A 25,121-nucleotide genomic window follows, 5' to 3' on the forward strand; every position below is an offset into this window, starting at 1 on the left:
TATATTATATTTTATTCAAAATTAGGTGTTTTGCAACAAGGGACGAAACTTTCTTCTAAACTTCCAAACCAATGCACCACCACGGATGACCATCCATACGGTAAGTGCTATCCATATTCCATATAAGCCCCAATGTGCATATTTGGTCAAGAACAATGTCGGTACAAAACCAAGGAAGGTTGCTGCCAACAATACATTCCTAAGATATTTCATTTCACCCAAACCTTTAAAAACACCATCAAAAACAAAGGCCATGGTGTTAATGGGCAGTCCAATGATCACAATGAAAAAGATACTGTAGAATGTTTGGAGCACAGCTGTCTCATTTGAGAAAATATGGCCGATAGGAGTATAAAACGCGAATCCCAAAAGCATCAATAGGATGCTTACTATAAAGCCATATTTCATTATTTTCTTTGCGAGTAACCAGAGTCCATCATAATTTCCTGCCCCAAACAAACGTCCTCCCATAATGTTGCCCGCCGCACCATAACCATCAATAAAAAAGGCAGAAAAAAGCCAAAGGTTTATGGCAATGGTATGTGCACCGATATAGTTGTCACCAAGAGCCGTTGCTTCCCTTACCGCTAAAATCAGGGCAACATTCAAGGCTATTGCCCGAACAAAAAGATTAAGGCTCATGAATATTAATCGATTTAATTCCTTGTGCAATGGAAATCGGATTTTCAGGCTTATATCCGTTTTGGTCAATAAAAGAACAAAAGCCATGATGGCCATGATTCCTTGGGCAATTAAACTGGCCCATGCGGCACCTTCCAGGTACATAGCCTCTACGATGCCATCTATGCCATATACCAACATAAAATCCAGGCCTATATTAAGTACGGCCCCTACAATGGCTATCAACATGGGATAATAGGTGTTTTGTAGGCCTCGAAATATGCCCATGACGGCAAACACGAATAATGTTAGGGGGAATCCCCATACCCGTATGGAATAATAGGAAATGCAATAGTTCAGTATTTTTCCAGAGGCGTTCATCAACTGAAAGATTTCGTCAACAATGAAAATGGTCGATAAGAGGATGATGATACTCAAAACGATATTCAAAAATATGGCCTGCGCGGGCAAGGTCTTTACCTCTTCCAATTTGCCGGCACCCAAATATTGGGAGATAATGGCAGAAATGGCACTGCGTGTCTGTCCCAAAATCCATATCAACATCGATAAAAAAGAACCTACGATTCCGGCAGCGGCAAGGGACTCGACACCGTCAACAGGGATGTTGCCTACGATGGCAGTATCGGTAATAGAGAGAATGGGTTCGGCAATACCCGCTATGGTGGCAGGAATCGCCAGTTTGTTGATTGTTTTAAAGTTTACGACTGTTTTCAAAAGTATATTTTGGGATTATAATACCAATTCATAACAATGAAATGGATGTTCACTTTGTTTGGGGAAATAAATGTCTGCAAGTTTACGATATCCACGGGCTTCATAAAACCTTTGGTTGCGTTTGTTTTGGCTGAATGTATCTAAACGAACAGATATAAATCCGTGTTCTCGGGCATGGTTCTCGGCATGGTCCATCAATTTTTGGGCAAAACCTTTCCCTTGTTGCCCGGGAAGTATGGCCAATCTGTGGATATAAATGTTCTTGTTGTTGGGGGTGAGCCATTGAATGGGGCGATATTCCTCGTCCATTAAAGTCGAGATAACGAGTGTGCCGATGATACGTTCTTCTTTCTCGAGCACATACAATTCGGAGCGTTCGATGTCTTTTTCAAAGGCTTTTTTAGAGGGGTAATTCCCATTCCATTGGTAAATGCCGTTTTGGATCATATATGCCGCACATTCCTTGGTAACATTTAAAATGTCATGAATTTCCGATATCTTTGCACGACGAATCACAAATAGGATTTATTTTAATTGTAAATTTAAAGTATTAATCAATAATTGCCGCTATGCGAAATATTCTTGTCCCCATTGGTACCTTACCCAACGTTACGGAAACATTACAATATGCTGTTGATTTTGCCGCTGATTTTTCGGCAAAAATATATGTGATGGATGCTTTTAATATTAGTGCAAAGGCGGGTAGCCTGGCCAATATTTCCGAAAGATTGGCGAAGAGCGGTAAAGAGCGGATCAAGGGCGTTATCGATCAAGTGGATTCCCGAAATGTTGATATCAAAATCGCAACATTCAATGGGGAGTTGGTCGATGGCATCATGAAAATAAACAAGGAACTAGGTATCGACCTGATCATACTTTCTCCCAAGAGTAACCATGTCCATGAAGGTCTTTATCTTGGCAACACCTCGGGTAAAATAATTAAAAGGACCGATATTCCTGCGTTGATTGTTCCTCAAGGCGCCAAATACATACCCTTTAAAAGTATCCTGACCGCATTTAAATCCGGTGTCTTAAAACGTAAGCGGATTTTGAATCCATTAATAACGATTCAGAAAAAACATGATGCGACAGTAAATTTGTTGTTGGTTAAAACACCCGAGTATACTGATGACGATTTAAAGGTGAATACGGCATTGATGGATTTATGTTCTAATCTTACCGTAACAGAGAATGCTACTACATATCTTGGTGTCATGGAGCATTTTCAGTCCAAACATCCCGATTTACTTTGTGTTTTCAGAAGAAAAAGGGGCTTTTTCGTTAAGCTATGGGAAAAGAATACCATCAGTAAATCTGAATTCTCGGTACCGATTCCGGTTTTGATCCTGAGTGTCAAGAAATATTGATTTTTAGGCGGTAAAGGATGAATCGCGAACCAATAGGCTGGTTTTGATTTCTACCGTTTTGATCGCTTCATCATTATCTGGGTTTTCTATTTCTTTAATCAGGTATGCAACGGCAGTACGCCCAATTCTATCACCAGGTTGGTCCACAGTGGTCAAGGCAGGTTGTATGATTGTGGAATTTACCGAATTGCTGAATCCCACCACGGCGATTTCCTGGGGTATCTTTACATTGAATTTATGAAGTGCTTTAATGGCCCCTATGGCTGCGTTGTCGGTAATGGCAAAAATGGCGTCGGGCCTTTTCTTTAAACTTAGGAGCATTCTGGTTAGTCTACTGCCATTCTTTAATGAAATGTCCTCAGTGCTGAGTATTATCTTTTCATCGATGGCTATTTCGTTGTTTCGCAAAGCTCTTAAATAGCCGGCATATCTTTTTTCAGAATTAAAGGAGTTTTCAGTTTCCTTAAGGATGGCAATCCTTTTTTTTCCTAGGTTGATAAGATGTTCAACGGCATTGTAAGCAGCTTCTTCTTCGTCGATTACAATTTGGGTACAGGGTATTTTATCAGAAACTTTATCAAAAAGGACCATAGGTTTATGGTTCAGGATTTGTAGAATGGCATCCAAGGCAGCGGTTTTTTTCGCTAATGACATTAAAATGCCGTCTACACCGAACTGGGTCATCGTTTTTAACATCTCAATTTGTTTGGATTCATTGTTCTGTGATTCGGAGATAATGACACGATAGCCTCTAAATTCGGCTTCTTCTAAAATACCTTTTAAAATTGTTGAGGTGAACAAGTGGGATATGTTTGGTACGATAACCCCTAAAATATGGGTTTCCTGCGACCGGAAACCCCTTGCAAAAAGATTCGGTGCGTAATGCTTTTTTTTCGCCAAATTTTTTACGATTTCCTTTGTGGCGGGACTAATATCAGGATGATCATTCAAAGCCCTGGATACTGTGGAAATGGAGAGCTTTAGTTCGTTTGCCAATTCTTTTAGGGTTGTAGTTCTTTTTTTGGCCATAATCTTATAATTCAAGGGTTTATGTGTTTTTAGGGCAGGAAAACTAAGTTACAAAACAAATTGCAAACGTTGTCGCAAACGTTTGCATAAGAATATGGCAATAAATTAGCATCAATAATGCGATATACCAATAAATTTACCGTCAGATTGTAGATATAGTAATATAACAGTCGAACTAATCACTATAAACTCAATAATTATGAAGAAAATTATTTTTGCGGTAATCGGTCTTCTAATAGGGACAATTAGCTTTGCCCAGACCGAAATCACAGGGAACGTAACTGACAGTTCAGGAGAGCCCATACCAGGGGCGAACATTATTCTAGTTGGAAGTACTTCGGGAACCACATCGGATTTTGATGGTAATTTTAGTTTTAATACCGATGCAGAAGGTGAACAAACCATTAGGATATCCTATCTGGGATATTTAACCGTTTCAAAAAGTATTCTACTTACCGGTTCCACGGTTAATATGGATTTTATTTTGGAAGAGGGAGGGGAACAATTGGATGAGGTTCTTTTAACGGCTACCTCCACAAGAAGATCACAAAAGGAAACACCATTATCTGTTACTTCATTGGGAGCGAAACAATTGGCGAAGGTGAATACGAGTAGTCAGGCCGATGTACTAAGAAGTGTGCCGGGAATCACCGCAGAGGGCGGCGGTGGTGAAGTGGCCTCCAATATTTTTGTGAGGGGTCTTCCCTCTGGTGGTCAGTATCAATTTAATCCTTTACAAATAGATGGAATGCCCGTACTGAGTACTTTTGGGTTAAATTCCTCAGCTCATGATGTTTATTTCAGAAATGACATCGGTATGAAAAGCTTGGAATTTGTCCGTGGTGGTTCCTCCATTTTGTATGGCGTTGGTTCTGTTGCGGGAATTATTAACTACACAAGTATTACAGGTACCGTTCAGCAAAAAACCACGATAAGGACCGAAGTGGCTTCCAATTCGAGGTATAAGGCTGATTTTGTTACCAGTGGCCCTCTTGGAGGCGGGGATTCCAAAACATTTTATGCGCTTTCCGGTTTTTACCGTTATGATGAAGGTCCACTTATCACAGGATTACCCACTGAAGGGTTCCAGTTAAGAGGTAATCTTAAACATATGACCGAAAAGGGCTCGATCACGATTTCAGGTCAGTTTATCGATGATCAGGTACAATTTTTCCTTCCTTATCCATTGGAAGGAGGTACCCGTAAACGACCCGTAGGCAATGATGGCAATAAAATATTTACGTTACAGACAGCGGAAGCCTCTGATATTTCCTATCAAACCCCCGATGGAATTTATAGTTCCCCAATTGAAGAAGGTGTGGCTACACAGGGGTCCTATGTTATGGCTAATTTTAAACATGGTTTTGACAATGACCTGAAGTTGGATGCCAAGTTGCGCTATTCAAAATATGAGCATCAGTTCAATTTATTTTTGGATGGTAGTGGGGTAGGCGGTGCCAAGGTAGTAGAGACCCAGCAAGAATATTTAGATGCAAGGGGATTGGCATCTGGGGATTTTACTTTTCTGAATGGCGAAGCCTTAGATTCCGATGCACTTCTTTTTGAAAATCGAATTTTAGATAGACAAAGGCCATTGAAAGAGCTGATGGCAGATATTAAGTTGACAAAAACAGCCGGGAACCACAATATTACACTGGGTACCTTTATGTCCCGTTCAAGTGCTGGGGATTTTAATGTAATCACCAATTATCTAGGGGAGTATAGCAATAGGCCAAGAATGGTGAATGTTTCTGATTATAGTATTAATGGTGTAACCAATAGGGGAACCGCATATACAAACAGAAATATTTCCAGCAATAAAATCGCAGCTTTTATTGCTGATGAGATTAAGTTGGACCGTTGGAATCTGGATTTTGGTTTGCGCTATGAAAGGGCTTCAGGGGATATTGAGAACGAAGGTACTGCTTCCTATGAAGTTGATGATACCGGAATTGCCAACTTGGATAATGTCACCTGGGGTAACGGTAGTTTTACAAGAGGTCATGTTTCAGCGAATGATTTTGCCCTGGCCGCTGCCGCATTATATAAGGTAAATGACAATTTGAGTGCATATGGTAACTTTTCCAGAGGGTATTTCTTTCCTGAATTAAGGGGTACCAAGTTTGATGCTTTAGGAAATCCTGCCTCTTATGAAACTGAGAAAATCCTTCAAGGAGAGTTAGGTGTAAAATATGGCAAGGGAAGTTTTTCAGGTACGGCTGCAGTATATTCAGTTAGTTTGAAGGATAGAAGGTCAATAAGCTTTGTGAATGCGCCTGGAGGGGGCTTCATAGAGGAAGTAGATACGCAGGACACAAGTACCATTGGTTTTGAAGGAACTTGGAATTGGAGATTGCTTGATGACCTTTCCTTTAATGGATCTTTTACCTACCAAGATCATGAAGTAACAAAGTCGGAAAATGACCCTTCAATTGAAGGAAATCAATTGAGAAGACAGCCAAAAGTAGTCAGTTCTTTCGGGTTTGATTATGATAATGCCATAGTTGATGCTGGCTTTAATTACAATTATACCGGTAAAAAGTTCACGAATGAAACCAATGCCATAGAATTGGATGCCATTGGGATAGCCAACCTTAACCTTGGGTATACTTTTGATCTGGGTGAAGATGGGGAAACATTACGGGTAGGTACACAAGTCTTCAATTTGTTCGATTCTGACGGTATTACAGAAGGTTCACCAAGATTAGGCAATAATCAGACCGAAGAAGAATTCTTTGTTGGCAGACCTGTTTTACCTACGCGTTTATTCTTTAATGTAACATTCACTTTTTAAAAATAGTTCCTGTTAGTTTAAGTTAGTTTTTTTAATTCTAAAGTCATTGGCGGTCTAAAGCCGCCAATGTTTTTATCAGATTCAATTTATGAAAGAAAATTTAAGAAAGAGGGCCATTGAGGTATTGGATGCCAATTTTCAAGAAGGTGGCTTTACAATTCCAAGTAAGGGACTTTATCCTTTTCAATGGAAATGGGATTCAGGGTTTATAGCCATAGGCTTTGCCCATTATGATGTTGAAAAGGCAAAAACAGAGATTCATTCGTTGCTGGATGCCCAATGGGAAAATGGTTTTATACCCCATATTGTTTTTCACAGTGATAATGACTCTTATTTTCCAGGACCCGATTTTCATCAGTCAGAACGGCACCCACTTTCCTCAAAAAAGTATAGGTCTACCGGGATGACACAACCACCGGTAACCGGTTTCGTTTTACAGGAAATGTATCGAATTGCTGAAGACAAGCAAGATATGCTGGCTTTTGTCAAGGACCATATTGATAAGGTTTATGCTAACCATGTTTATTTTTATGAAAATAGAGACCCCCATAACGAGGGTCTGGTCTATATATACCATAATTGGGAGTCAGGCACGGATAATTCCCCCGTTTGGGATGATATATGGAGTACGATGAATCCGCCAGAATACACTTTTGAACGTAGGGACACTACCCATGTAGATGCCTCCCAAAGACCAACAAAACGTGAATATGATCATTATTTATATCTTATTGATATTGCGAAGGAACATAATTATGATGATGCAAGAATTGCGGAATTATCACCTTTTTTAGTACAAGATCCATTGTTCAATGCCATGTTGATCAAATCTAATGAAGCTTTATTGGAACTTTATAAGCTTATAGGGGGTAATGGGGATAAAGAAAAGACCTTGCAACAATGGCAGAAAATGAGTATCCGAAATTTTAATAATAAATTGTTCGACTCAGAGCTTGGAGCTTACGTGCACTATGATTTAAGAAATGGCAAGCCTATTCGTTTTGTTTCTTCCTCCTCCTTTTCACCTTTGTTCGCCAATATACCGGATCAAGAAAGAGCTGAAATTTTGGTGAAAACCATGATGGAGAGGTTTGGGGGTGAGGGTAAATACCTCTGTGCTTCTTTTGACCCTACCAATGAACGGTTCAATCCCAAAAAGTATTGGCGGGGACCCGTATGGATCAATATGAACTGGGTTTTGTATTATGGACTGAAAAATTACCGTTTTGATGAAATTGCGGAACGTGTGAGACAAGATTCCATAGCTTTGATAGAACGTGATGGGTTTTTTGAATATTTCGATTGCAGAAAAGATACAGGGGAATCTCAGCGAACAGGCTATGGGGGCAATAATTTCTCGTGGAGTGCAGCATTGCTATTGGATCTTTTAAAAGAGGGATAATAGTGTCATGACCCACAATTATGCAGACCCTCATTTCACTAAGGATTGTATTTTAAGGATTAATTGCACGAAAAGAAGAAAACCGAATTAGTATTACAAATTAAGGTATGAACTATTTAGATTACATCATCATCGTCGTTTACCTTGTTGCATTTCTAGGAATAGGGTACTTTTTTAAAGAGAATAAGAATTCAGGTGATTATTTCTTAGGTGGTAGAAGTATGGGATGGTTGCCGTTAAGTTTATCCACGATGGCCACACAATTGTCTGCCATCAGTTTTATTTCCGCACCTGCATTCGTAGGATTAAAGGAAGGCGGGGGAATGCAATGGTTAACCTATGAGTTTGGGGTGCCGTTGGCGATGGCATTTTTATTGATTGCCATAATCCCCACCCTGTATAAATCAGGAATCGTAAGTGTTTATGAATATTTGGAAAAAAGATTTGATGCTTCCTCACGTTTGTTGATCAGTTTGGTCTTTCAAATCAGTAGGTCTGTGGCTACGGGGGTAATGGTCTATACTATGGCGTTGATTTTACAAGCGACCATTGGGGTCGACTTTTGGATTTCGGTATTGATCATTGGGGTAATTACCCTGATATATTCTTTTCAAGGGGGTATGAAAGCCGTCATTTGGGGTGATGTCATCCAAATGGTGATATTGTTTATGGGCATCGTTATTTGTTTGGTTTATGGTATTAGTGAGCTTGGGGGTTTTGAGAATTTCCTTACCCATGTAGACAAAGACCGTCTTACCGCCGTTGACTTTACCAAGTGGGGCTTTAGCAATGGGGATAAAAATGATGAATTCGGTTTTTGGCCTATGGCCATTGGTGGTTTTTTCCTTTATGCGTCCTATTATGGTACCGATCAGACACAATCACAACGCTTATTATCCGCTAAGGATATGCCAACCATAAAAAAGTTGTTGCTTGCCAATGGATTGGTGCGTTTTCCATTAACGTTGACCTATTGTATTATGGGGCTGGTATTGGGTACCTTATTGATGCAAGATGCGAATTTTCAGGAATTGATCAATAGTGTTTACCAGAGTAACATAAGTTCTTTAGAGGGTAAAAAGGCCGATTTAATGGTTCCTGTCTTCATTATAAAATATTTACCAAATGGCATTATCGGTATTCTGATCGTTGCGATCATGTCCGCAGCCATGTCTTCATTGAGTTCAACGGTAAATTCGCTTTCCGCAGTCACCATGGAAGATTTTGTTAAACGTTTTAAACCCGAAATGGAAGGTGACCAATATGTGCGTACATCCAGGTTTCTATCCATCTTTTGGGGACTGGTCTGTTTGTTTTTCGCTTTTTTTGCTGGTAATATAGAAGGAACGGTAATCGAAGTGATCAACAAGATAAGCTCTGTTTTCTATGGTCCTATCTTGGCTGCCTTTATCTTGGCAATCCTAACCAAAAGAACACATGCACTTGGTGCCAATATTGGTATCGTAGTAGGTGTGTTGTTCAATATTTATCTTTGGTTATATGTGCCCGAGATATTCTGGTTTTGGTGGAATGCACTAGGGTGTATTATGACCTTGGTAGTTGCTTATGTTATAAGTTTGGTGGTTAAAAGAAACGTCAACCAAGGCTTGGAGGTGGTTTATTATTCTGGGCGAAAGGAAGTGCTTATCTTGGTAGGGTTTTTTATTGCCATTGTCCTATTCAGTATTTTTCTACCTGAATTATTGCATTAATTTTAACCTATGAAATTTATAATCGCTCCAGACAAATTTAAAGGGTCCTTAACCGGATTCGAATTCTGCGATGCCGTGGAAGAAGGTCTTCTTATGGTATTCAAGGAAGCCGAAATCCTAAAAATGCCCTTAGCCGATGGGGGTGACGGAACCATGGAAGTCGCACGGCATTATATCAAGGGCGATAGGGTCTCGGTAACGGTTAATGACCCACTTTTTCGGCCTATTGGGGCATCCTATCTTTATTCCAGGAGTACCAAGATTGCCTATATTGAAATGGCCGAGGCATCCGGACTCAAGTTACTTCAAGAGGGTGAACGCAATTGTATGCATACGACCACATTGGGTACGGGCGAACTAATTGTCGATGCATTGGAAAAGGGCGCCAAGGAAATTATACTGGGTATCGGAGGAAGTGCCACCAATGATGGGGGTATGGGAATGGCAAATGCCTTGGGATATGGATTCTTGGATGATAAGGGGAAAGAATTGAAACCCATAGGAAGTAATCTTTCCGCGGTACGGAAAATCGATGATTCGAACAAAAACCCTAAACTCAATGGAGTAAAGGTAAAGGTCGCTTGCGACGTTACGAATCCGTTTTATGGCAAAAATGGTGCGGCCTATGTATATGCTGGGCAAAAAGGGGCATCAGACAATGAAATTGCACTATTGGATCAAGGGCTGAACAATTTTGCCAAGGTTATTGAAAAGCAGTACAATATAAATTTACAGGAATTGGGCGGCGTCGGTGCAGCCGGTGGGGTTGGAGGCGGTGCCCTCATTTTCCTTAATGGTGATTTGACTTCAGGTATTGATCTGATCAAGGAATTGGCGGACTTTGATAAAACAATCGAAGGTGCTGACTGGATTATCACAGGGGAAGGTCAGTTAGATGAACAAACACTCTCTGGGAAGACCATCGATGGGGTCGTTACCTCGGCAACATTAAAACAGATACCCGTAGCTGCCTTATGCGGATCGGTCAGTATATCCATAACACAACAACAAGCATTTAAACTCGATTATGTAGTTTCTATAGTGAGAGGAATATCCAATTTGAAGGAAGCTATGGAGAAGAGTTATGACAATCTCGTCAATGCCAGTTATAACTTTGCCAATCTTATAAAACAAAAGACCTCGAAATGAATTTGGAGGAGTATAAAAAGAATGCGATAGGCTTTTACAAAATGGCGTACGAAGGTAATCCCAGATAGGCTATTCAACAGATAATGGAAAAGGTCTTGAACAACAATAAAATGTATTGATTGAATTCAATGAAAAAGGTCAAAAGCAATTCACAAATCGATTATTGGGTCAGCCCATTTGATTTATAAAATACATCAATCAACTTTTTTCCAAAATCAGTTCATTTTTTAGGTTTTTCGATCACCTGTACTTCTTTATTTATTGGAAACAAGAAGAACATTATTAAGATAATCGCGGTGAGCAAAAACAATCCTATTAACCAATTGGACACTATTGGAAATACCGAAAAGACAAAAAAATAGGATTGGTTTTTGGCCCACAGAACGGCAAGAACAAGTAGTATCGATGAACTAAATTGTATCCATCGCAGCCCTAAGTGATTACCTGATCGTACTGTTAGTCTTCGTTTTTTCAAAGCGATTTCCTGTACGAAACTTCGCATTCGCCAGGCTAAAAAGAATAAGTAAGAACCAATAAATATCCATAGCACCCTTATTACCTGAACAATCTTACCCATTCCTATTGACGGAAATCCGTTCCATTCGGCCCAATCTGTCAAGACATAACCAAAAAAGGGCCAACTCCGCTGGCTATTGGTCAAGATAACAATACCATCGCCAGTTTGGGGAACGGATTGAAAATGGGTCATCCAGCCAGAACCTTGACCGCCATGTGATACTGATTTTAAACCATTTGGCAGGGTTTCTATAAAGTGGCCAAAGCCATAATAATCAAACACAAAGCCATAATATCCAGATAGTTCCACTTCGGGTTCGTAAAGTTTTTCTATACTTTGTACACGCAACACTTGGAGTCTTTTTTCGGAAAAGGCTGGCATTCCGGCAATAATAAAATTAGCAATATCATCAACCGTTGCGAAAAGTCCACCCGAGGCTTTATCAGGATATACATAGACAGGGATGGGTTTATTGTTCGAATCATAACCATTGGGGACTTCCGGTTTAAAATTATCGCTCCAAGAATAACTGGAATGGTGCATGCCTAAAGGAATTAAAACATTCTCCCTCATATAGGTATTAAAGTCTTGGGCAGTAAGCTCTTCTATGAGTAGTTCAAGAAGATTGAATCCGGTATTGGAATAGGAAAATGATTGTCCGGGCTCTTGGAATAATATGGCATCTTTGGACAATTGCTCTTTTAAGGAAGGCTTCTCGGCCGTTGGGGAATATCGTACGCCTATCGTACCTAATGGCATGCCAGATTGCTGACTTAGAAGTTGCCGTATGGTTATTTTTTCTTCGGAAAACTTAGATTCGGGAAGTTTCCAGCTTTTTTGATAATCGACAAGGGGACTGTCCAAGTTTATTCTGCCCTGTTCTGCCAATTTCATAACGCCCCATGCCGTAACCGATTTTGATATGGATTCAACCCTACAATAGGTATCATTGGTCATTCTACGTCCTTTTTCCAAGTCGGCATAACCATAGGCATGAGTCCAAACAATATCACCTTTCTTTACAACAGCTATGGTAGCACCTGGAATCCCATATTCCCTCATTAGGGAGGGAATACGTCTATTCATATAATCCGTAAATTCTTCCAAGGTAGTATCTGTATCAATTTTTTGCTTGGTGCACCCCATGAATGAGAAAATAAATAAGCACGATAACAATATGTTGAAATAAGAAGGTGGTTTTCTTTTCAAAGCGTATGGTATGGAATATTTGTCGTTCATATTTTTTCTGGCTTAAAAGGCCTCACCCAATGTCAAATAGAATCCACTGGTGTCTTTCCCAAATCCGAAATCGACCCGTATAAATGTTGAGTCTGCCTTATTGATATTGTATCGTAATCCAGTACCCAAAGTCCATTTTGCTTGGCTAAACGTTATATCGCCTAACTTAGGGGCAATGTTTCCTGTAGCCGCGAATAAAACCATCCCGAAACGACCTTTGATGAATTGGCGATATTCTGTTTGTATTTGAAGGCCCACTTTGTCCCTAAACCGACCTTCCATATATCCGCGCATCATCTTATTACCTCCCAAAAGGGACATATCTTGAAAAGGGACCTCCCCGATATTCAATTTTGAAAAAAATTGGAATGCGAGTACCCTTTTCCCATGGGTGTCAAAGTCAAAATATTTCCTAACATCCAAGGTGTAGGTTTGAAAGGAAAAATCGCTAAGCCAGTTTTTAGCATAGAACAACGCGGAAAATTCCACAAAATGGTTTTCCGTGGGGGTTAGGATACTGTTTCGTTTGTCCCATGTGCCACCAAAACCGATACCGATATTAGTGCCTCCGTCACCACCGGGTATATCGGAAATATCCAAGGGCTTCCCATCATCAACATTTTTAAGGTTGATATCGTACATGCTCCTGAAGTTGACTTTCGGTCCAATGTAGAAGCCATTATTTATATTTCTGTACAAACTTTGTTCAAAAGCGATATTCCTGTAGTCGATTGTAATTTCATCATCATCTTTGGTATTCGGGCCCACTCCCCAATAACGTATTGGCCATCTTTGAAAATAAACGGCCCCGTTCCATAGCCATTTCTCTTTTGGGAAAACAATATTGTAGTAAGTCTCTATACTGGTCTGTTTTTCAAAAGTGAAGGCCGCTGAGGCCATTAAATTTGATGGACGTGTCTCCAAGTCGGACTTTTTTGGCTTGAATTGGGCCAACATAAACGCACCTAACACCAGTCTGGTATCAGGGGAATAACCAATGTTGGGTAGGGGAGTGATTTTGGTTTTATAAACAGTGGAGTCTGTTGATACTTGGGCATCTACCGTCAGTACCACCGATAATAATAGTATCAGGAAAATACCGTTCACATTTTTCATGAGTCCCAATCAATTTTTATCCCATACTTTTTATTTCAATCGTAAGACACCCAAAATGGGGTTATAGCTACCATTTTTTTGGGTTTATAATTCAATGGGTTTTTTGGCATGTGAAAATGTGGCGTTTTGTTTACTGAATGTTTTCATCTTCTTTACTTATTTGGTTTGAAACATTATAATCAATATGCTTCACATTGAATTTCCCATATATAAATTCCCCGTCGGGATAATGCCAAATGGCCTCTCCGTAAGTTGGGAGATTGTAGCCGTTGATGTTTTGATAATTCTTTACAGGAGTGGAAAACGGAAAGGTTTTCATTTCCGAAACGGAGTAACGGTCGTTGGAAACAAAATTGACCAGTTGTCCTTTTTCATTAAAGTGTAAAATCGCGGAAATGCTTGTTCCGTTCGTGGTAAACGAAGCTCTGACCGATAGTTCGTCAATCGTTTCCCAGCGTATGCGGTCATCAATTAGTGCGGCCGGTGCAAAAAGGCATAGGTCATTGAGGAAAGTGACCGTCTCTGTAGGAAACATTTTGGGTCCATCGATATCGACCACCGGAAATAACGATAGTAATTTAATATGCATTCGGGCACCTTCGATATTGTATTTATGATACCCATTTATAGGTAGTCCTTTTATTTTGGCTTTCATAAAGAAAAAACGCGAGGGTGGTCGTATAAAATTGTATTGTTTCGAAGTGAAGTTGAACCAATCCTTTCCCTTATCCCTCATTTCTCCCTCAAATACAATTCTGACGTTGTTTATTTTGGGCATGTCCACTACCCCCACATACCTCAAATAATCTTGAACGATCTTGGGCAGCCCTATCAGGTCATTTTCAGAAACCGTTTTATTGGCCATAGTGGAATTATCCATTACGGACAGGACATCTTTTCTAAATGAATTATGGAAATTTTGGGTACCTAGACCAATGATCGCTGCCATCAGGATCATCATATTGGCAATGGTACCGAATTTGGCATCCTTCCAGGCTATAATGATCAAGATTTGTGATATGAGAACGGCGATGAGGGCGAGGATTGGCCATACGTCTTTTTTAAATACAATGAGTACAGAAGACAGCACGAACAATAATCCTGTTACCAACCATATAACACCCATGGGTAATGAAATCTGCTTGGAAAATTGCGTTAAATTTCCAAAATCGATGGCTTTGGCAAAGCCCAATACATGGATAAGGCCATGCATAAAAAGAAGAAAGGTCAGTACAGTTTTCATAATTTTTCAGAAAGCTATAGCTATTTCTACTCCAATAATCATATAATTCAAGTTTGGATCAAAAGTCCCAAAGCCATTTTTTTGGTTCTGGAAAAGGGTGTTTTGGCTGCATGCTGTCTTTAAAACCCGTAATTCCCTCACTGACATTGGTACCGTGTTGTCCATAACTATTTGTCCAAGCCAAAAGGAGTATGAACCCCGCTAAAACTTACTTGTATGGTTTTACATAGCAAGAATTGAAATTTCATTATAAAAATATTTTGACCTCGGTGGATTTGCAATGACGAATATCATGATGTCATATGTAGTTAACAACAATCTGATAATCAGGTGGTTAAAAAAACCTAGTTATGGATATGCCTGCTAAAAATTCCGTCACCGTCTTTATGGGTGGTCTTTTTCATTTGTTAAGTCCGCTTCATTCGCCATGAAAATTCATATACCGTCGTATTTTGCTGACGGTTGCCAGAGTAAAGGAAGCTGCCCAGAAAATATAGGTACGCGAGTCATGTTTTTTTATTTACATCATTGCCGTTCCCTCCCAAAAGGCAACCTAGCATTAAAAAAAACAAAGTCGCTGTAGGTGTATAATTTGTTTTGATAATTGAAAGTAGAAAAGGGGAGGTACAAAATATTGCGCCTCCCCATTGTTTATTTTTATGTCCTCGTAACCGTTATATGTGTTTTCTATATTAAAATACACCGATAAAGTGACTTCCTTCTACATTCACCAATTCCGCACCTTTAGTTACTTCTCCAGTTTCAGTATCTACAACGTAAATGTTTCCGTTTTGCCCTACAGCGCCTTGGGTGAGGTATATGTCTGTTCCATCAACCACAAAACCTTGGTATTGGAATAAGTAAAAGTCTGGATCATAAGGAATGGCATCAATTTTCTGAGCGGTTTTGGCGTTCAAATCAGCAAGGGCAAAAAATCCTTGGGCACCTGCTACACCTTCTGCAGACCCTGAATGACGGTACGCTATTACAGCTTTTCCGTTTCCTGCTGGTCTCCAAGCAAGAATATATGCCTCTTCTATGCCTAAAGCATCGTCTAGATTAAACACATAAGAATCGTCATATTGGTTGTCTGCATCAATTTTCAAAATATGAGATCCTTCTGGATCACTTTGATTTGCTTGATAAACACTTCCGTTTAAAAGGAAAGCATTGATACTTCGGTATCCATTCGTATTTCCGTGTCCAACGGTAGAGGTAATCACTGACGGATTCAATAAAGAAGGGTAATCCAATACAATGGTTTTAGAACCTAAAATAACGTAATTACTGTCACTTTCCGCAGTAGCGGGGTCCACCTTGCTTAAACGCGCACCGATATATAATTTATCTCCTGCAGCATTTAAAACGGGCATATCAATTCTAGAGATATAATAGCCGTTGGCTTCTTCCTCTGCACTTAAAGCTACACTGTGTTCTTGGAATTCCTTTATTGAAGAATTTACTAAATCCAAAGTCACTACACCGATGGTAGCCTCCGTACGCGTGTAATTATCGTCTTCGTCAAATTCGTTTTCTGTAGACACATATACGGCAGCACCTGTTTGATCTCCGTCAAATAGTTTTATCCATCTTGGAGCAGTACCTACGTATGGTGCAATACTGACTTCTGAACCTGTAGGGGTGAATGTTTGCCCACCCTCTACGGTGTATTTAGTATAGTTACCCCCCGTATCCCCTGCGTAGCTAATATTGAAAATAGTATTGCCATCTTCGGAAGATTGCAACCGTGCAGTTCTGTTCGAAGGTGCGATAAAGCCATTTTCAAAGGGTGCTATGGATACCGAAGGATCTTTGGCATCATCGCTAGTAACGGAATATATTAAAGTTCCTCCGTTACCGTCACCAGGGTTATCTCCCATTTTTGCTCCGGCAACGGTAATCCATCTAGCTTCTTCCGGTTCCTCAGTACCTGGTTCTGGGGTCACAACTGGATCATCATCACTGCTGCAAGCGGTCATTAGTCCGGCTGTTAGTATTAGGGTAGCAAAGGTTTTAAGGGTAAAAAGAATTCGTTTCATTTTTGGTATTGTTTAAAGAATTAGAATTTATTTAGTGTGTAATTTAATTTTAGGTAGAAAGCTCTTCCTGGTTTTTGTACGGATAAATTATCATAAACGGGTTCATCAAAAATATTTTTGATATCAAAACTCATCACGAACTTGTTGTTTGGGAATGTGTAACTAAGTCCGAAATCTTGTGCTAATTGTTGGGGCACGTCAAAAAATTCGTTTCCCACGGTATTTGATCCTTGTGCAGTCAAGAATGAAAATTTATCAGTGAAATAGATATTATAGAATAGATTTAATCGTGATTTCTTTTGAATCAAATTTTTTAAAGAGTAGCGTAAACCACCATTCATGGTGAAAAAAGGTGTGTTTGGAACGTCTATTTCCACTCCTTGATTGACAATCTTTAAATCGAAACGGGAAACATTAAAATTGAGGGTAAAATTGTTGTTGTAGGTATAATTCAATTGGGCGTCGATTCCTTTGGATGTGCCACTACCTTGATTTACATATACGATTAATTCATCATCAACATTTAATGATGTTTCAATGGGTAAGCCAATTCTATCTTTAATATTTCGAGTGAAAACATTTGTTGATACGGTAAAACTGTGCTTTTTGATATTAAATGATCCAAATCTGAATCCTAAGTTGTAGTTGTCACTACTTTCTGGATTAATACTTGAATTGGCCACTACATTATCTCCGTCATTACCAAATACCTCTGTTTCGTTAGGGAGTCTTATGGCTTTTTCCGCCGAAGTTAGAAGCGTAATATTTGGAATTATCACATAAGAAGCCGCAAGGCCATATCCGTCATACTTTTTATTGCTGATTACCACTTCATCCACTATCACATCGTTTCCATCTGTGTCTGATTCAATAGCAGGGTCACTACTTATCGTTTTTTGTTGATAATGCTTTCCAAATAAACTCGCTTTTAATTTTTCATTGAAAGCCGTTAACTCATAGGTTAAGGAATATATGTTTTTGTGTAAATCCCGTGTTCCAAGAAATGTGTTTTCCAATACAGATCTCAGGGCATCACTGTCTTCCCTGTCAATACCACTATATACATGATTCACTAATACCTTGTGATGGTCATTAATAGCGTAAGAAACCCCTGTTCTAATGGATGCAACATTTCTTTTGGTTTTAGCTAGTGTAGGGCCTCCTTCTTGTTGAGAACCCCATGTGTATTGGTATTCATCTCCCCTAAAATCAATAGCAGGTTCTCCGTTCCAACTATATGCCCAAGCAACGGTATCGTTTACCGCGCGGTTTCTTTTACCATATAAGCCGTTTACATTTACATCAAGTCCTTTGGTGAAAAGGTCTTTCTTTTGATAATTTAAACTTGCCAGTAGCGCATCAGATTCCAGGAACCTGTCTTTATAGGGAGTAATTGTCATAAAAGCACCGTGTTGTACCTCTTTATAATCATCTGAACCGGTAAGGCCAATGAAAAATTGGTCCGCCCATTTTACATCGGTATAACCTATTTGGGCCATTCCACCTGTAGACCTATAAGCGTCATTAAACCTTCTAGCGGTAATAGGAGTTTGTACACCTCCTAAACCGGTAACCACAACACTTCTGCCTGATACTTTATAGTCATTATCAGAGTAGTTATGGAAAAGGGATGCTTTTACTGTAAATCCTGATTTTTCGAAACGATAAAGCCCATTAACGCTGGTTTGTAGTGTGTTGAACGATCCATAGGAAACCGAAGCATTGAAATTGGTTTTTGCATCATTATGTAACACTATGTTGATGGCTCCACCTAAAGCGTCGTCTGCCAGATGCCCTGGAACAACTCCTTTGTACACTTCAATATTCTTGATCATTGAAGGAGGGATGCTGTTTAGGTTAAATGAATTACCATAAGTGGAGATTGGGATTCCGTCGATAAAAATGCGTACTGAGTTACCTGATAATCCATTTAAACTATAGCTGACATCAGAACCTAAGCCTCCATTCTGACGAATTTTAACACCAACTGTAGTATTTAACAATTCGTTGGTTTGGATATTTCGTAGACTAGCTTCCTCTGTTTTTATGGCATTTATGGCAAAGCCTTTGGTCTCAAGCACTGTCTCCTTGGTCTTACCGTTGACAATTACCTCATCTAGGTTCTCTACGGTTTCCTGTAGGGTAAAATCGATATTGATGTTACTTATGCTTTTGTTGACTTCAATGGTCTTTGAGCGTCTACCGTATCCGATAAATGAAACTACTACCCTGTATTTTCCGCGGGGTACCTTACTTATGGAGTATGCACCATTATCGTCTGTAAGAACACCAAGTTTTAGACCTTCTACCAAAACGTTTGCATAGGGTAATGGTTTCCCGGAAGCATCACTTACCGTTCCTGATATTGTACCGAAAGCTTCTTGACCTTGGGCAGACAAGAAAATAAAGAATAATGATGCTGAGAGTAGTTTTTTCATTAAATAGCCACTATATTAATTAAGATTAAGTCTAAATAAGTAACTTTACAAATCTAAAACAGCATTGTGCGGCGAAGTACCGTAAAAGGAATTTTTATATACGCAAAAGGAAGTAATGAGGTTAGGAGCGGAAAATGGTAATAGCAGACAATTATTACACAAGGAAATATATGTTGATAAACTGTTTAAAGACGGTTATATTGAAAATTCTGTTCAATTCAATAATGTTGAGGTCACCAACAAAGATGGTATCGCATTAATAAGCGGGATTGATTTTTCCAACACAAAACGGCTCTTTGAATTCGATTCGGAAATAGTTGTCACCAGTGATGAGCACTTGATAAAACTACACTTTTCCCTCGAAGGCACGTACTCTTATCAGCCTTTGAGCCATATAAAATATTTGGTTCAAATTCCTGAGAATCACTGCAACATGTTTTATTATCCGACTTCTGAGGGGCGGGATGTTTTTTTTAATGGTAATGCCAAGGTATTTGAGGTATATATTAAGCCCAATTTGTTGCAGAAACTCTTGGGTGCCGAATATAGAAGTTCATTCGGTAAATTAAAGGATGCAATTTCCAATTCCAACTCCTTTGTATTATGGGATAAAAGTAAGTTTATACCCCCTCATATACGAAGTAAGATCAATGAGATATTACTGTGCCCGTATAAAGGAGCGGTTCGAAAAAGATATTTGGAAAGCAGCTTGACCGTATTGCTTCTTGATTTTTTGCTGGGAAGACAAACTTCCAAAATTTCAAAAGGCAAAGTTAAATTACTAAATTCAGATTATTTGGCGCTTGTTAAGGTTGAGGCCTATATCAGGAATAATTTGAAGGAACCACTTAAGATTTCAGAACTTTCAGAAATAGCCGGATTCAATGCGACTAAACTTAAAAGGGATTTTAAAAAGGTATATGGCATCCCTGTTTTTAAATACATCACTGCGTTGAGAATGGAATTTGCTAAAACTTTAATTACCCAAGAAGGAGCATCTATCGCGCATGCAGCATACGAAGTAGGTTATGCAAATCCGCAGCATTTTACCACGGCCTTTAAAAGAACAATGGGGTATCTGCCAAGTCAGCTTAAGTATATCGTTTATTTTACATGCTCGTTTTTGTTGGAAGAGCCTATTTGTTTTATGGGGTTTTAAGAACTGTTGTTAATAAGTGACAAGTTGTAGAACCATATGCCCTATGTTTTGTTCTTGATTGCTTAGAGGGCTGAAATCAACTGTTTTCTTGATATTTGGATGTGCATTTTCCATAGCGAAACCAACATCTGGATAAGCGAACATTTCAAGATTAGTTTAAAAATAGCGAGGATCATTACTTCGTTGTATTTAAAACGCAGAAAAGCATTTCTTTAAAAGTCCCATTTGTCGTCTCGTTAACTGACTTTTAAAGAAATTGGATTTTTTAGTTGGGAATGGGGAAACATCAATTACAACAAAATGCATCAATCTTGATTCATAACTGGATGTGCGTGCAAATGAAAAAAGCTTCAAAAGTCAAAAACTCTTGAAGCCCTATAAAACTTGGTGGAGAATACCGGAGTCGAACCGGTGACCTCTTGCCTGCCAGCAAGAGGATTAGCATACCAAATAGAACCAAGACAACACATAACAGATTATAAATCAATATCTTAAATAAATATGTATTCGTTTGATATCAAACAAAACCATCTATTTGCGTGCAAATTGCGTGCAAATTTTTTTTACCTTTGATTAGGATGAACACTAATGTAAAACTTTCTTTGGATACCCGCAGGCAGAAAAAGGATGCCTCTTATCCAGTTATTTTACGATTGACTCATTTTCGCAAAACAACGTCAATAAGTTTAGGCCAATCTGTGCAAAAGGAGTTTTGGGACAATAAAAACGAGAAGATAAAAAGAGCGTTTAAAGGCACTTCATCCGTTAGTAAATTGAATAATCAGCTCTTGAAAGAAAAAACAAGAGCCGTAGATATAATTAATGATCTTCACGAAAAAGATGAGCTTAACTATTTATCAATCTTACAGCTTAAAAGTAAGATTATAAGAACTGCCTCATTTGATTCATTTTTTGAATTTAGCAAGAGTATTGTATTAGAGTTAAAGAAAGCAGAACGTTTTGGAAATGCTAATACATACTATGCTGTAATTAAAGTTTTGGAAAAATTTACTAGTGGAAATGATATTAAATTCAATGAAATAAATTATGATTTTCTCAAAAGATTTGAGAGCTGGCATTTTTCTAGAGGAAATTCTGTAAACGGCCTTTCAGCTTATATGAGAACAATAAAAGCCATTTTAAACAGGGCCATCAAAGCTGATGTCATTTCCTTGGATGCTTATCCCTTTACTAATTATAGAATTAAAACAACTCCCACCGAAAAAAGAGCTCTTGACATCAAAAGCATCAAATCTATAATGCTTTTAAAACTGGAAGAAACCGATAGCCTGTTTCATTACAGAAACTACTTCTTAGCATCTTACATGCTCTATGGTGTTTCATTTATGGACTTGGCTTTTTTAAAAGTTGAAAATATCATTGATAACCGCATTAAATTCCAGAGGAAAAAAACATCCAAACCCTATGATATAAATATAACATCACAGTTAATGGCGATACTTTCATTTTATCTTAAGAACAAGAGAAAATCAGATTTCATATTTCCGATAGTTAAAAGGGACACCTTTGAACTTCAGTATAAGGATGTGTTGTGGGCTCGGAAGAGATATAATAAGGGTTTAAAAAAGATTGCAAAAAAATGTAAGATAGACCAACGGTTGACATCGTATGTGTCACGCCATAGCTTCGCAACCCAAGCGATGTTACAAGATGTTCCTTTACAAGCAATTTCGGCCATGCTTGGCCATAATCGTTTATCCACTACCCAAATATATCTTAAGTCCTTGCCGAGTGAGATATTAGATGATTACAATAAAAAATTGGTTGAAATATAGATTTTAAGTAATAAGCCCCCCAAATCTTACCCTTAAACTTTGCGCATGGATTCTATGGAATTTTTGTAGTGTTCCAGTAGATAAGCGTCAAGCAAAAATTCCATAGGGCGCACCCTACTGTTTCTTTGGAACGCTATCTTTTTCTTTTATCCATTTCCGGTATGATTCGTAATGCTCGGGGTTTTGGTCAAAATATCCTTTTAGGTTTGAAATTACTTCTTGCTCACCTTCGGCGAAGGCCTTTTCTTTTAAATCATCTATTCGAGATACTTTGAAAGCTAAATAGCCGATAATAATCAAGGAAGTTATCCAGATAGAATAGTGGAGCCATACCTGTACTTTCGGAACCAATATTGCTTTTGAAATCTTCTCGGTAATACCTCGAACGGATTCATCAAGCCTTGAATTATTCGCCTTCTCGGAATTCAAATGTTCACGGAGCAACCTTTCTATTTCGGTGGTATCCGGTTTAATCTTGAGGTTATCCGTGTTTTGGGTCAACCGTTCCAGTCTGACAAGCGACTTGTTAAACCCGTCCAGCTCGTCGGTGAGCAGTTCCATTACTTCATCCAGTTTTTTATACCCCATAGTTTTCAATTTTAAATTCCGATTCCTGTATCAATGGCCTTCTTGATTGTTTTTTTATGATGTTTTTGGCGATGCTCGTAGCAAGATTGGTGCTCATTTCCACGGTTTTCCCCAATAACTGTATGGACTTGCCAACCTCTACTGGTTTTGTTATACCTCTATTTTGGGTAAGTTGCGCCATTATTCTTCCTCCGGACATGGGGCGGTGTACTTCGCTTGCCTTGAAGCTATGTCCCTGGTATTGAAACCGGAATCCTTGCAACTTATTAGATTTATTTATGCTTGGGATGACTTCCACATTCCTTTCCTGCATGGCCTTGATATAACTATCCAAGGTTTTTGGTCTTTGGTTCTCCATTACCCTCTGATGAATGTTTTTTATTTCTAGGCGTACTTTTATGGAATCCAGTTCCTTTTCCAATTGCACTTCCTTGACCGTGGTCAGCCCCATTTCCTTGGCCACGTTCTCGGCTGCCAGTTGACTCCGCTTTCCGATAAAACTGTCATTGTAGGCCTTACCATCGAATCCAATCCGGTTTACGTAGAGATGCACATGGGTATGCGCCTTGTCCCGATGCACGAATGCGATGGCCTGCCGTTCCTTCAGCTGCATTTCCTTAATGAACTTTTGGGTCAGCTCCCCTAGTTGTTCCGTGGATAGGTTTTTACCATCTTCCTGTGTCGGACTAAGAATAAAGCTCAGGGTGTTCTTTTGGCAACGGGTATTTTCTTCTTGGATAAGTCTGAACTCCTCGGTTATCTCTTGGGTATCGGTTCCCGCCAGATGTTGGCTAAAGACGATTTCCGCATCCTTCTCCTGGTTCCAACCGTATTCGATACTTGTCCCCGTGTGCGCTATGGAGGTTCCCTTTCCTATCATTACTTTGTTCTTTTGAAATTATAAAGGTGTGTGCGTATTTCCTCAGCCAATTGCTCGACCTCGCTTGCCAGTTTCGGGTTGTGTTTTTTGAACATATTTCCGATACGGGTAAAGTTGCTCTTGTACTTCACTAGCATTTTATAATGTGTCAATTGTTCGTCCGTCAACCGTTCGATGACGGAATTGCCGAAAGCGGAGTTACGGCAATATTCGGAAAGGGAAATACCCGCCCGTTCAGCTCTTTTTTTTAGCAGCTTTTTCTCATAGATAGAGCACCGGAACTTGATGTAGGTCCTTTTCATTTCTTTTTTACTTTGCGACCGCCGGGAGTAAAGCGAGTTTGTTTTTGTGGCAACAAAAACACATCTCGCGCTTCCTGACCAAGTCCCTTTTTAGCAATAGATATGAGCCATTCGTTCATATCCTTAAATCCTTTGCATATGGTTGATTTGTCAATGCAGTTATTCGAATGGGCAATCAAGTGTCCGGTGGTTTCCTTTCCATTTTTGTCATTATCCAAATAGAGGTCGATTTCGTTATATCCATCAATGACTTTTATCGCTTTCCGTAGAAACGCCGTAGAGTTTAAGACTAGAAAATCATATTCCAATTTTAAATCTTTAGTACTCTCCAAAATCGATAACAGGTCGAACATCCCTTCGGTAACGATAAGTTTTTTATTACCGTTTTTGATATGGGTGGTATCTTTCGGGGAACTGGAACTCTTATAGTATTTGTTCCGTAGTTCCCATCCTCCCGAATCATTCTTCAAACCGATGGCGAAGTATCGTCTTCCTTTATGTAGATAGTGGACTTCCTTACAAATGGTCGATGCCGTAGCAATGGAAATTTTTCGTTCAAAAAGATATCTTAACAGACCGTAATGCCGAATCGGTCGTACATGGAGAATCTGTAGGCCATTGCTGTTATCATTTATTAAAACTGGCCGCTGTTGAAAAGAGAAAGAGGTCTGGTCTTGTCCAATAAACTTTAAAGCTTCCTTTACTGACGATTTGTTTATCAGGCATATCAAGTCGATAACATTTCCACCTTTTCCAGCTCCATGGTCGTACCATCTATTGAGCTTCTTGGCCACCTTGAAAGAGGCTTGGGTCTCGAGCCGGAACGGACTCAGGAACCAAGCTTCTTTTTCGGTTGATTTGGTCGGAAAGTGCCCTAGTTTTGCCAGCGCTTTTTCGATGGGAAAAGCTCGGGCTCTTTCACACGATAATCCAATTGTTCTTTCTTTTTTCATAAGCCAAATAGTTTTGAGCAAAAAATTGATGTTTTGATGACA

General features: G+C 39.2%; 20 protein-coding genes. 7 read left to right on the forward strand and 13 right to left on the reverse strand.

Annotation, left to right across the window (positions count from 1 at the left end):
* Window positions 1-21 precede the first annotated feature (21 nt).
* Window positions 22-1,356: an MATE family efflux transporter gene (locus LX92_RS01700; RefSeq protein ID WP_109648540.1), complete on the reverse strand. Its 1,335-nt coding sequence runs from the start codon at window positions 1,354-1,356 to the stop codon at window positions 22-24.
* 15 nt (window positions 1,357-1,371) lie between these two features.
* Window positions 1,372-1,872 carry a GNAT family N-acetyltransferase gene (locus LX92_RS01705; RefSeq protein WP_109648541.1) on the reverse strand — a complete coding sequence of 167 codons (501 nt, stop codon included), beginning with the start codon at window positions 1,870-1,872 and terminating at the stop codon, window positions 1,372-1,374.
* A 53-nt stretch (window positions 1,873-1,925) separates the two neighbouring features.
* Here LX92_RS01705 and LX92_RS01710 point away from each other — a divergent pair, with 53 nt between their 5' ends.
* Window positions 1,926-2,723 carry a universal stress protein gene (locus LX92_RS01710; RefSeq protein ID WP_109648542.1) on the forward strand — a complete coding sequence of 266 codons (798 nt, stop codon included), beginning with the start codon at window positions 1,926-1,928 and terminating at the stop codon, window positions 2,721-2,723.
* Between the two features lie 3 nt (window positions 2,724-2,726).
* Here the strand turns inward: LX92_RS01710 and LX92_RS01715 are convergent, their stop codons facing one another.
* Window positions 2,727-3,752, reverse strand: coding sequence for a LacI family DNA-binding transcriptional regulator (locus LX92_RS01715; RefSeq protein ID WP_109648543.1), 1,026 nt, complete (start codon window positions 3,750-3,752; stop codon window positions 2,727-2,729).
* Window positions 3,753-3,951: 199 nt separating this feature from the next.
* Between LX92_RS01715 and LX92_RS01720 the strand changes: the two genes are divergently transcribed.
* The 4 genes from LX92_RS01720 to LX92_RS01735 all read left to right on the forward strand — a co-directional run bounded on the left by LX92_RS01720 (window position 3,952) and on the right by LX92_RS01735 (window position 10,809).
* A complete protein-coding gene (locus LX92_RS01720; RefSeq protein WP_109648544.1) occupies window positions 3,952-6,546 on the forward strand; it encodes a TonB-dependent receptor in 2,595 nt (864 codons plus the stop codon).
* Window positions 6,547-6,634: 88 nt separating this feature from the next.
* A complete protein-coding gene (locus tag LX92_RS01725; protein ID WP_109648545.1) occupies window positions 6,635-7,948 on the forward strand; it encodes an MGH1-like glycoside hydrolase domain-containing protein in 1,314 nt (437 codons plus the stop codon).
* 107 nt (window positions 7,949-8,055) lie between these two features.
* Window positions 8,056-9,660: a sodium:solute symporter gene (locus tag LX92_RS01730; protein ID WP_109648546.1), complete on the forward strand. Its 1,605-nt coding sequence runs from the start codon at window positions 8,056-8,058 to the stop codon at window positions 9,658-9,660.
* A gap of 9 nt (window positions 9,661-9,669) precedes the next feature.
* Window positions 9,670-10,809: a glycerate kinase gene (locus LX92_RS01735; protein ID WP_109648547.1), complete on the forward strand. Its 1,140-nt coding sequence runs from the start codon at window positions 9,670-9,672 to the stop codon at window positions 10,807-10,809.
* A 220-nt stretch (window positions 10,810-11,029) separates the two neighbouring features.
* On the opposite strand, the gene LX92_RS01740 is transcribed toward LX92_RS01735, so the two are convergent.
* From LX92_RS01740 to LX92_RS01760, 5 genes are all read right to left on the reverse strand, one after another.
* Window positions 11,030-12,472: a serine hydrolase domain-containing protein gene (locus tag LX92_RS01740; protein WP_170117777.1), complete on the reverse strand. Its 1,443-nt coding sequence runs from the start codon at window positions 12,470-12,472 to the stop codon at window positions 11,030-11,032.
* Window positions 12,473-12,577: 105 nt separating this feature from the next.
* Entirely contained in the window at window positions 12,578-13,681 is a 1,104-nt protein-coding gene (locus LX92_RS01745; protein ID WP_109648549.1) for a BamA/TamA family outer membrane protein, read from the reverse strand.
* A 130-nt stretch (window positions 13,682-13,811) separates the two neighbouring features.
* Window positions 13,812-14,924: a DUF6544 family protein gene (locus LX92_RS01750; RefSeq protein WP_109648550.1), complete on the reverse strand. Its 1,113-nt coding sequence runs from the start codon at window positions 14,922-14,924 to the stop codon at window positions 13,812-13,814.
* 692 nt (window positions 14,925-15,616) lie between these two features.
* Entirely contained in the window at window positions 15,617-16,963 is a 1,347-nt protein-coding gene (locus LX92_RS01755; RefSeq protein ID WP_109648551.1) for a hypothetical protein, read from the reverse strand.
* A gap of 20 nt (window positions 16,964-16,983) precedes the next feature.
* Entirely contained in the window at window positions 16,984-19,401 is a 2,418-nt protein-coding gene (locus tag LX92_RS01760) for a TonB-dependent receptor (RefSeq protein WP_109648552.1), read from the reverse strand.
* 115 nt (window positions 19,402-19,516) lie between these two features.
* Between LX92_RS01760 and LX92_RS01765 the strand changes: the two genes are divergently transcribed.
* Window positions 19,517-20,560, forward strand: a complete 1,044-nt coding sequence (locus LX92_RS01765; RefSeq protein WP_109648553.1) for a helix-turn-helix domain-containing protein — start codon at window positions 19,517-19,519, stop codon at window positions 20,558-20,560.
* A gap of 9 nt (window positions 20,561-20,569) precedes the next feature.
* On the opposite strand, the gene LX92_RS23035 is transcribed toward LX92_RS01765, so the two are convergent.
* Window positions 20,570-20,704: an HAD hydrolase family protein gene (locus tag LX92_RS23035; RefSeq protein WP_109648554.1), complete on the reverse strand. Its 135-nt coding sequence runs from the start codon at window positions 20,702-20,704 to the stop codon at window positions 20,570-20,572.
* A 434-nt stretch (window positions 20,705-21,138) separates the two neighbouring features.
* On the opposite strand from LX92_RS23035, the gene LX92_RS01775 reads away from it, so the two are divergent.
* Complete coding sequence (locus LX92_RS01775) at window positions 21,139-22,356, forward strand: site-specific integrase (protein ID WP_109648555.1); 1,218 nt, start codon at window positions 21,139-21,141, stop codon at window positions 22,354-22,356.
* A gap of 114 nt (window positions 22,357-22,470) precedes the next feature.
* On the opposite strand, the gene LX92_RS01780 is transcribed toward LX92_RS01775, so the two are convergent.
* The 4 genes from LX92_RS01780 to LX92_RS01795 are packed head-to-tail and all read right to left on the reverse strand — an operon-like array spanning window position 22,471 to window position 25,079.
* Window positions 22,471-22,944, reverse strand: a complete 474-nt coding sequence (locus tag LX92_RS01780; RefSeq protein WP_109648556.1) for a DUF6730 family protein — start codon at window positions 22,942-22,944, stop codon at window positions 22,471-22,473.
* Entirely contained in the window at window positions 22,934-23,824 is an 891-nt protein-coding gene (locus LX92_RS01785; protein ID WP_109648557.1) for a relaxase/mobilization nuclease domain-containing protein, read from the reverse strand. The genes LX92_RS01780 and LX92_RS01785 overlap by 11 nt, the downstream gene beginning before the upstream one ends.
* A complete protein-coding gene (gene mbpA, locus LX92_RS01790; RefSeq protein ID WP_109648558.1) occupies window positions 23,824-24,126 on the reverse strand; it encodes a mobilization protein MbpA in 303 nt (100 codons plus the stop codon). Before mbpA ends, LX92_RS01785 begins: the two co-directional genes overlap by 1 nt.
* Entirely contained in the window at window positions 24,123-25,079 is a 957-nt protein-coding gene (locus LX92_RS01795) for a toprim domain-containing protein (RefSeq protein ID WP_109648559.1), read from the reverse strand. The genes mbpA and LX92_RS01795 overlap by 4 nt, the downstream gene beginning before the upstream one ends.
* Window positions 25,080-25,121: the final 42 nt, after the last annotated feature.

Origin of the sequence: Maribacter polysiphoniae (assembly GCF_003148665.1) — a bacterium.
In the GTDB taxonomy this organism is placed as follows: domain Bacteria; phylum Bacteroidota; class Bacteroidia; order Flavobacteriales; family Flavobacteriaceae; genus Maribacter_A; species Maribacter_A polysiphoniae.

Excerpts from the sequence above, each read along its gene's own strand:
- LX92_RS01755 (WP_109648551.1), bottom strand. The coding sequence starts at position 16,963 with ATGAAACGAATTCTTTTTACCCTTAAAACCTTTGCTACCCTAATACTA.
- LX92_RS01735 (WP_109648547.1), top strand. The coding sequence starts at position 9,670 with ATGAAATTTATAATCGCTCCAGACAAATTTAAAGGGTCCTTAACCGGA.
- LX92_RS01745 (WP_109648549.1), bottom strand. The coding sequence starts at position 13,681 with ATGAAAAATGTGAACGGTATTTTCCTGATACTATTATTATCGGTGGTA.
- LX92_RS01740 (WP_170117777.1), bottom strand. The coding sequence starts at position 12,472 with ATGGGGTGCACCAAGCAAAAAATTGATACAGATACTACCTTGGAAGAA.
- LX92_RS23035 (WP_109648554.1), bottom strand. The coding sequence starts at position 20,704 with ATGTTCGCTTATCCAGATGTTGGTTTCGCTATGGAAAATGCACATCCA.
- LX92_RS01750 (WP_109648550.1), bottom strand. The coding sequence starts at position 14,924 with ATGAAAACTGTACTGACCTTTCTTCTTTTTATGCATGGCCTTATCCAT.
- LX92_RS01725 (WP_109648545.1), top strand. The coding sequence starts at position 6,635 with ATGAAAGAAAATTTAAGAAAGAGGGCCATTGAGGTATTGGATGCCAAT.
- LX92_RS01760 (WP_109648552.1), bottom strand. The coding sequence starts at position 19,401 with ATGAAAAAACTACTCTCAGCATCATTATTCTTTATTTTCTTGTCTGCC.
- LX92_RS01775 (WP_109648555.1), top strand. The coding sequence starts at position 21,139 with ATGAACACTAATGTAAAACTTTCTTTGGATACCCGCAGGCAGAAAAAG.
- LX92_RS01795 (WP_109648559.1), bottom strand. The coding sequence starts at position 25,079 with ATGAAAAAAGAAAGAACAATTGGATTATCGTGTGAAAGAGCCCGAGCT.
- LX92_RS01730 (WP_109648546.1), top strand. The coding sequence starts at position 8,056 with ATGAACTATTTAGATTACATCATCATCGTCGTTTACCTTGTTGCATTT.
- LX92_RS01780 (WP_109648556.1), bottom strand. The coding sequence starts at position 22,944 with ATGGGGTATAAAAAACTGGATGAAGTAATGGAACTGCTCACCGACGAG.
- mbpA (WP_109648558.1), bottom strand. The coding sequence starts at position 24,126 with ATGAAAAGGACCTACATCAAGTTCCGGTGCTCTATCTATGAGAAAAAG.
- LX92_RS01710 (WP_109648542.1), top strand. The coding sequence starts at position 1,926 with ATGCGAAATATTCTTGTCCCCATTGGTACCTTACCCAACGTTACGGAA.
- LX92_RS01715 (WP_109648543.1), bottom strand. The coding sequence starts at position 3,752 with ATGGCCAAAAAAAGAACTACAACCCTAAAAGAATTGGCAAACGAACTA.
- LX92_RS01720 (WP_109648544.1), top strand. The coding sequence starts at position 3,952 with ATGAAGAAAATTATTTTTGCGGTAATCGGTCTTCTAATAGGGACAATT.
- LX92_RS01765 (WP_109648553.1), top strand. The coding sequence starts at position 19,517 with ATGAGGTTAGGAGCGGAAAATGGTAATAGCAGACAATTATTACACAAG.
- LX92_RS01785 (WP_109648557.1), bottom strand. The coding sequence starts at position 23,824 with ATGATAGGAAAGGGAACCTCCATAGCGCACACGGGGACAAGTATCGAA.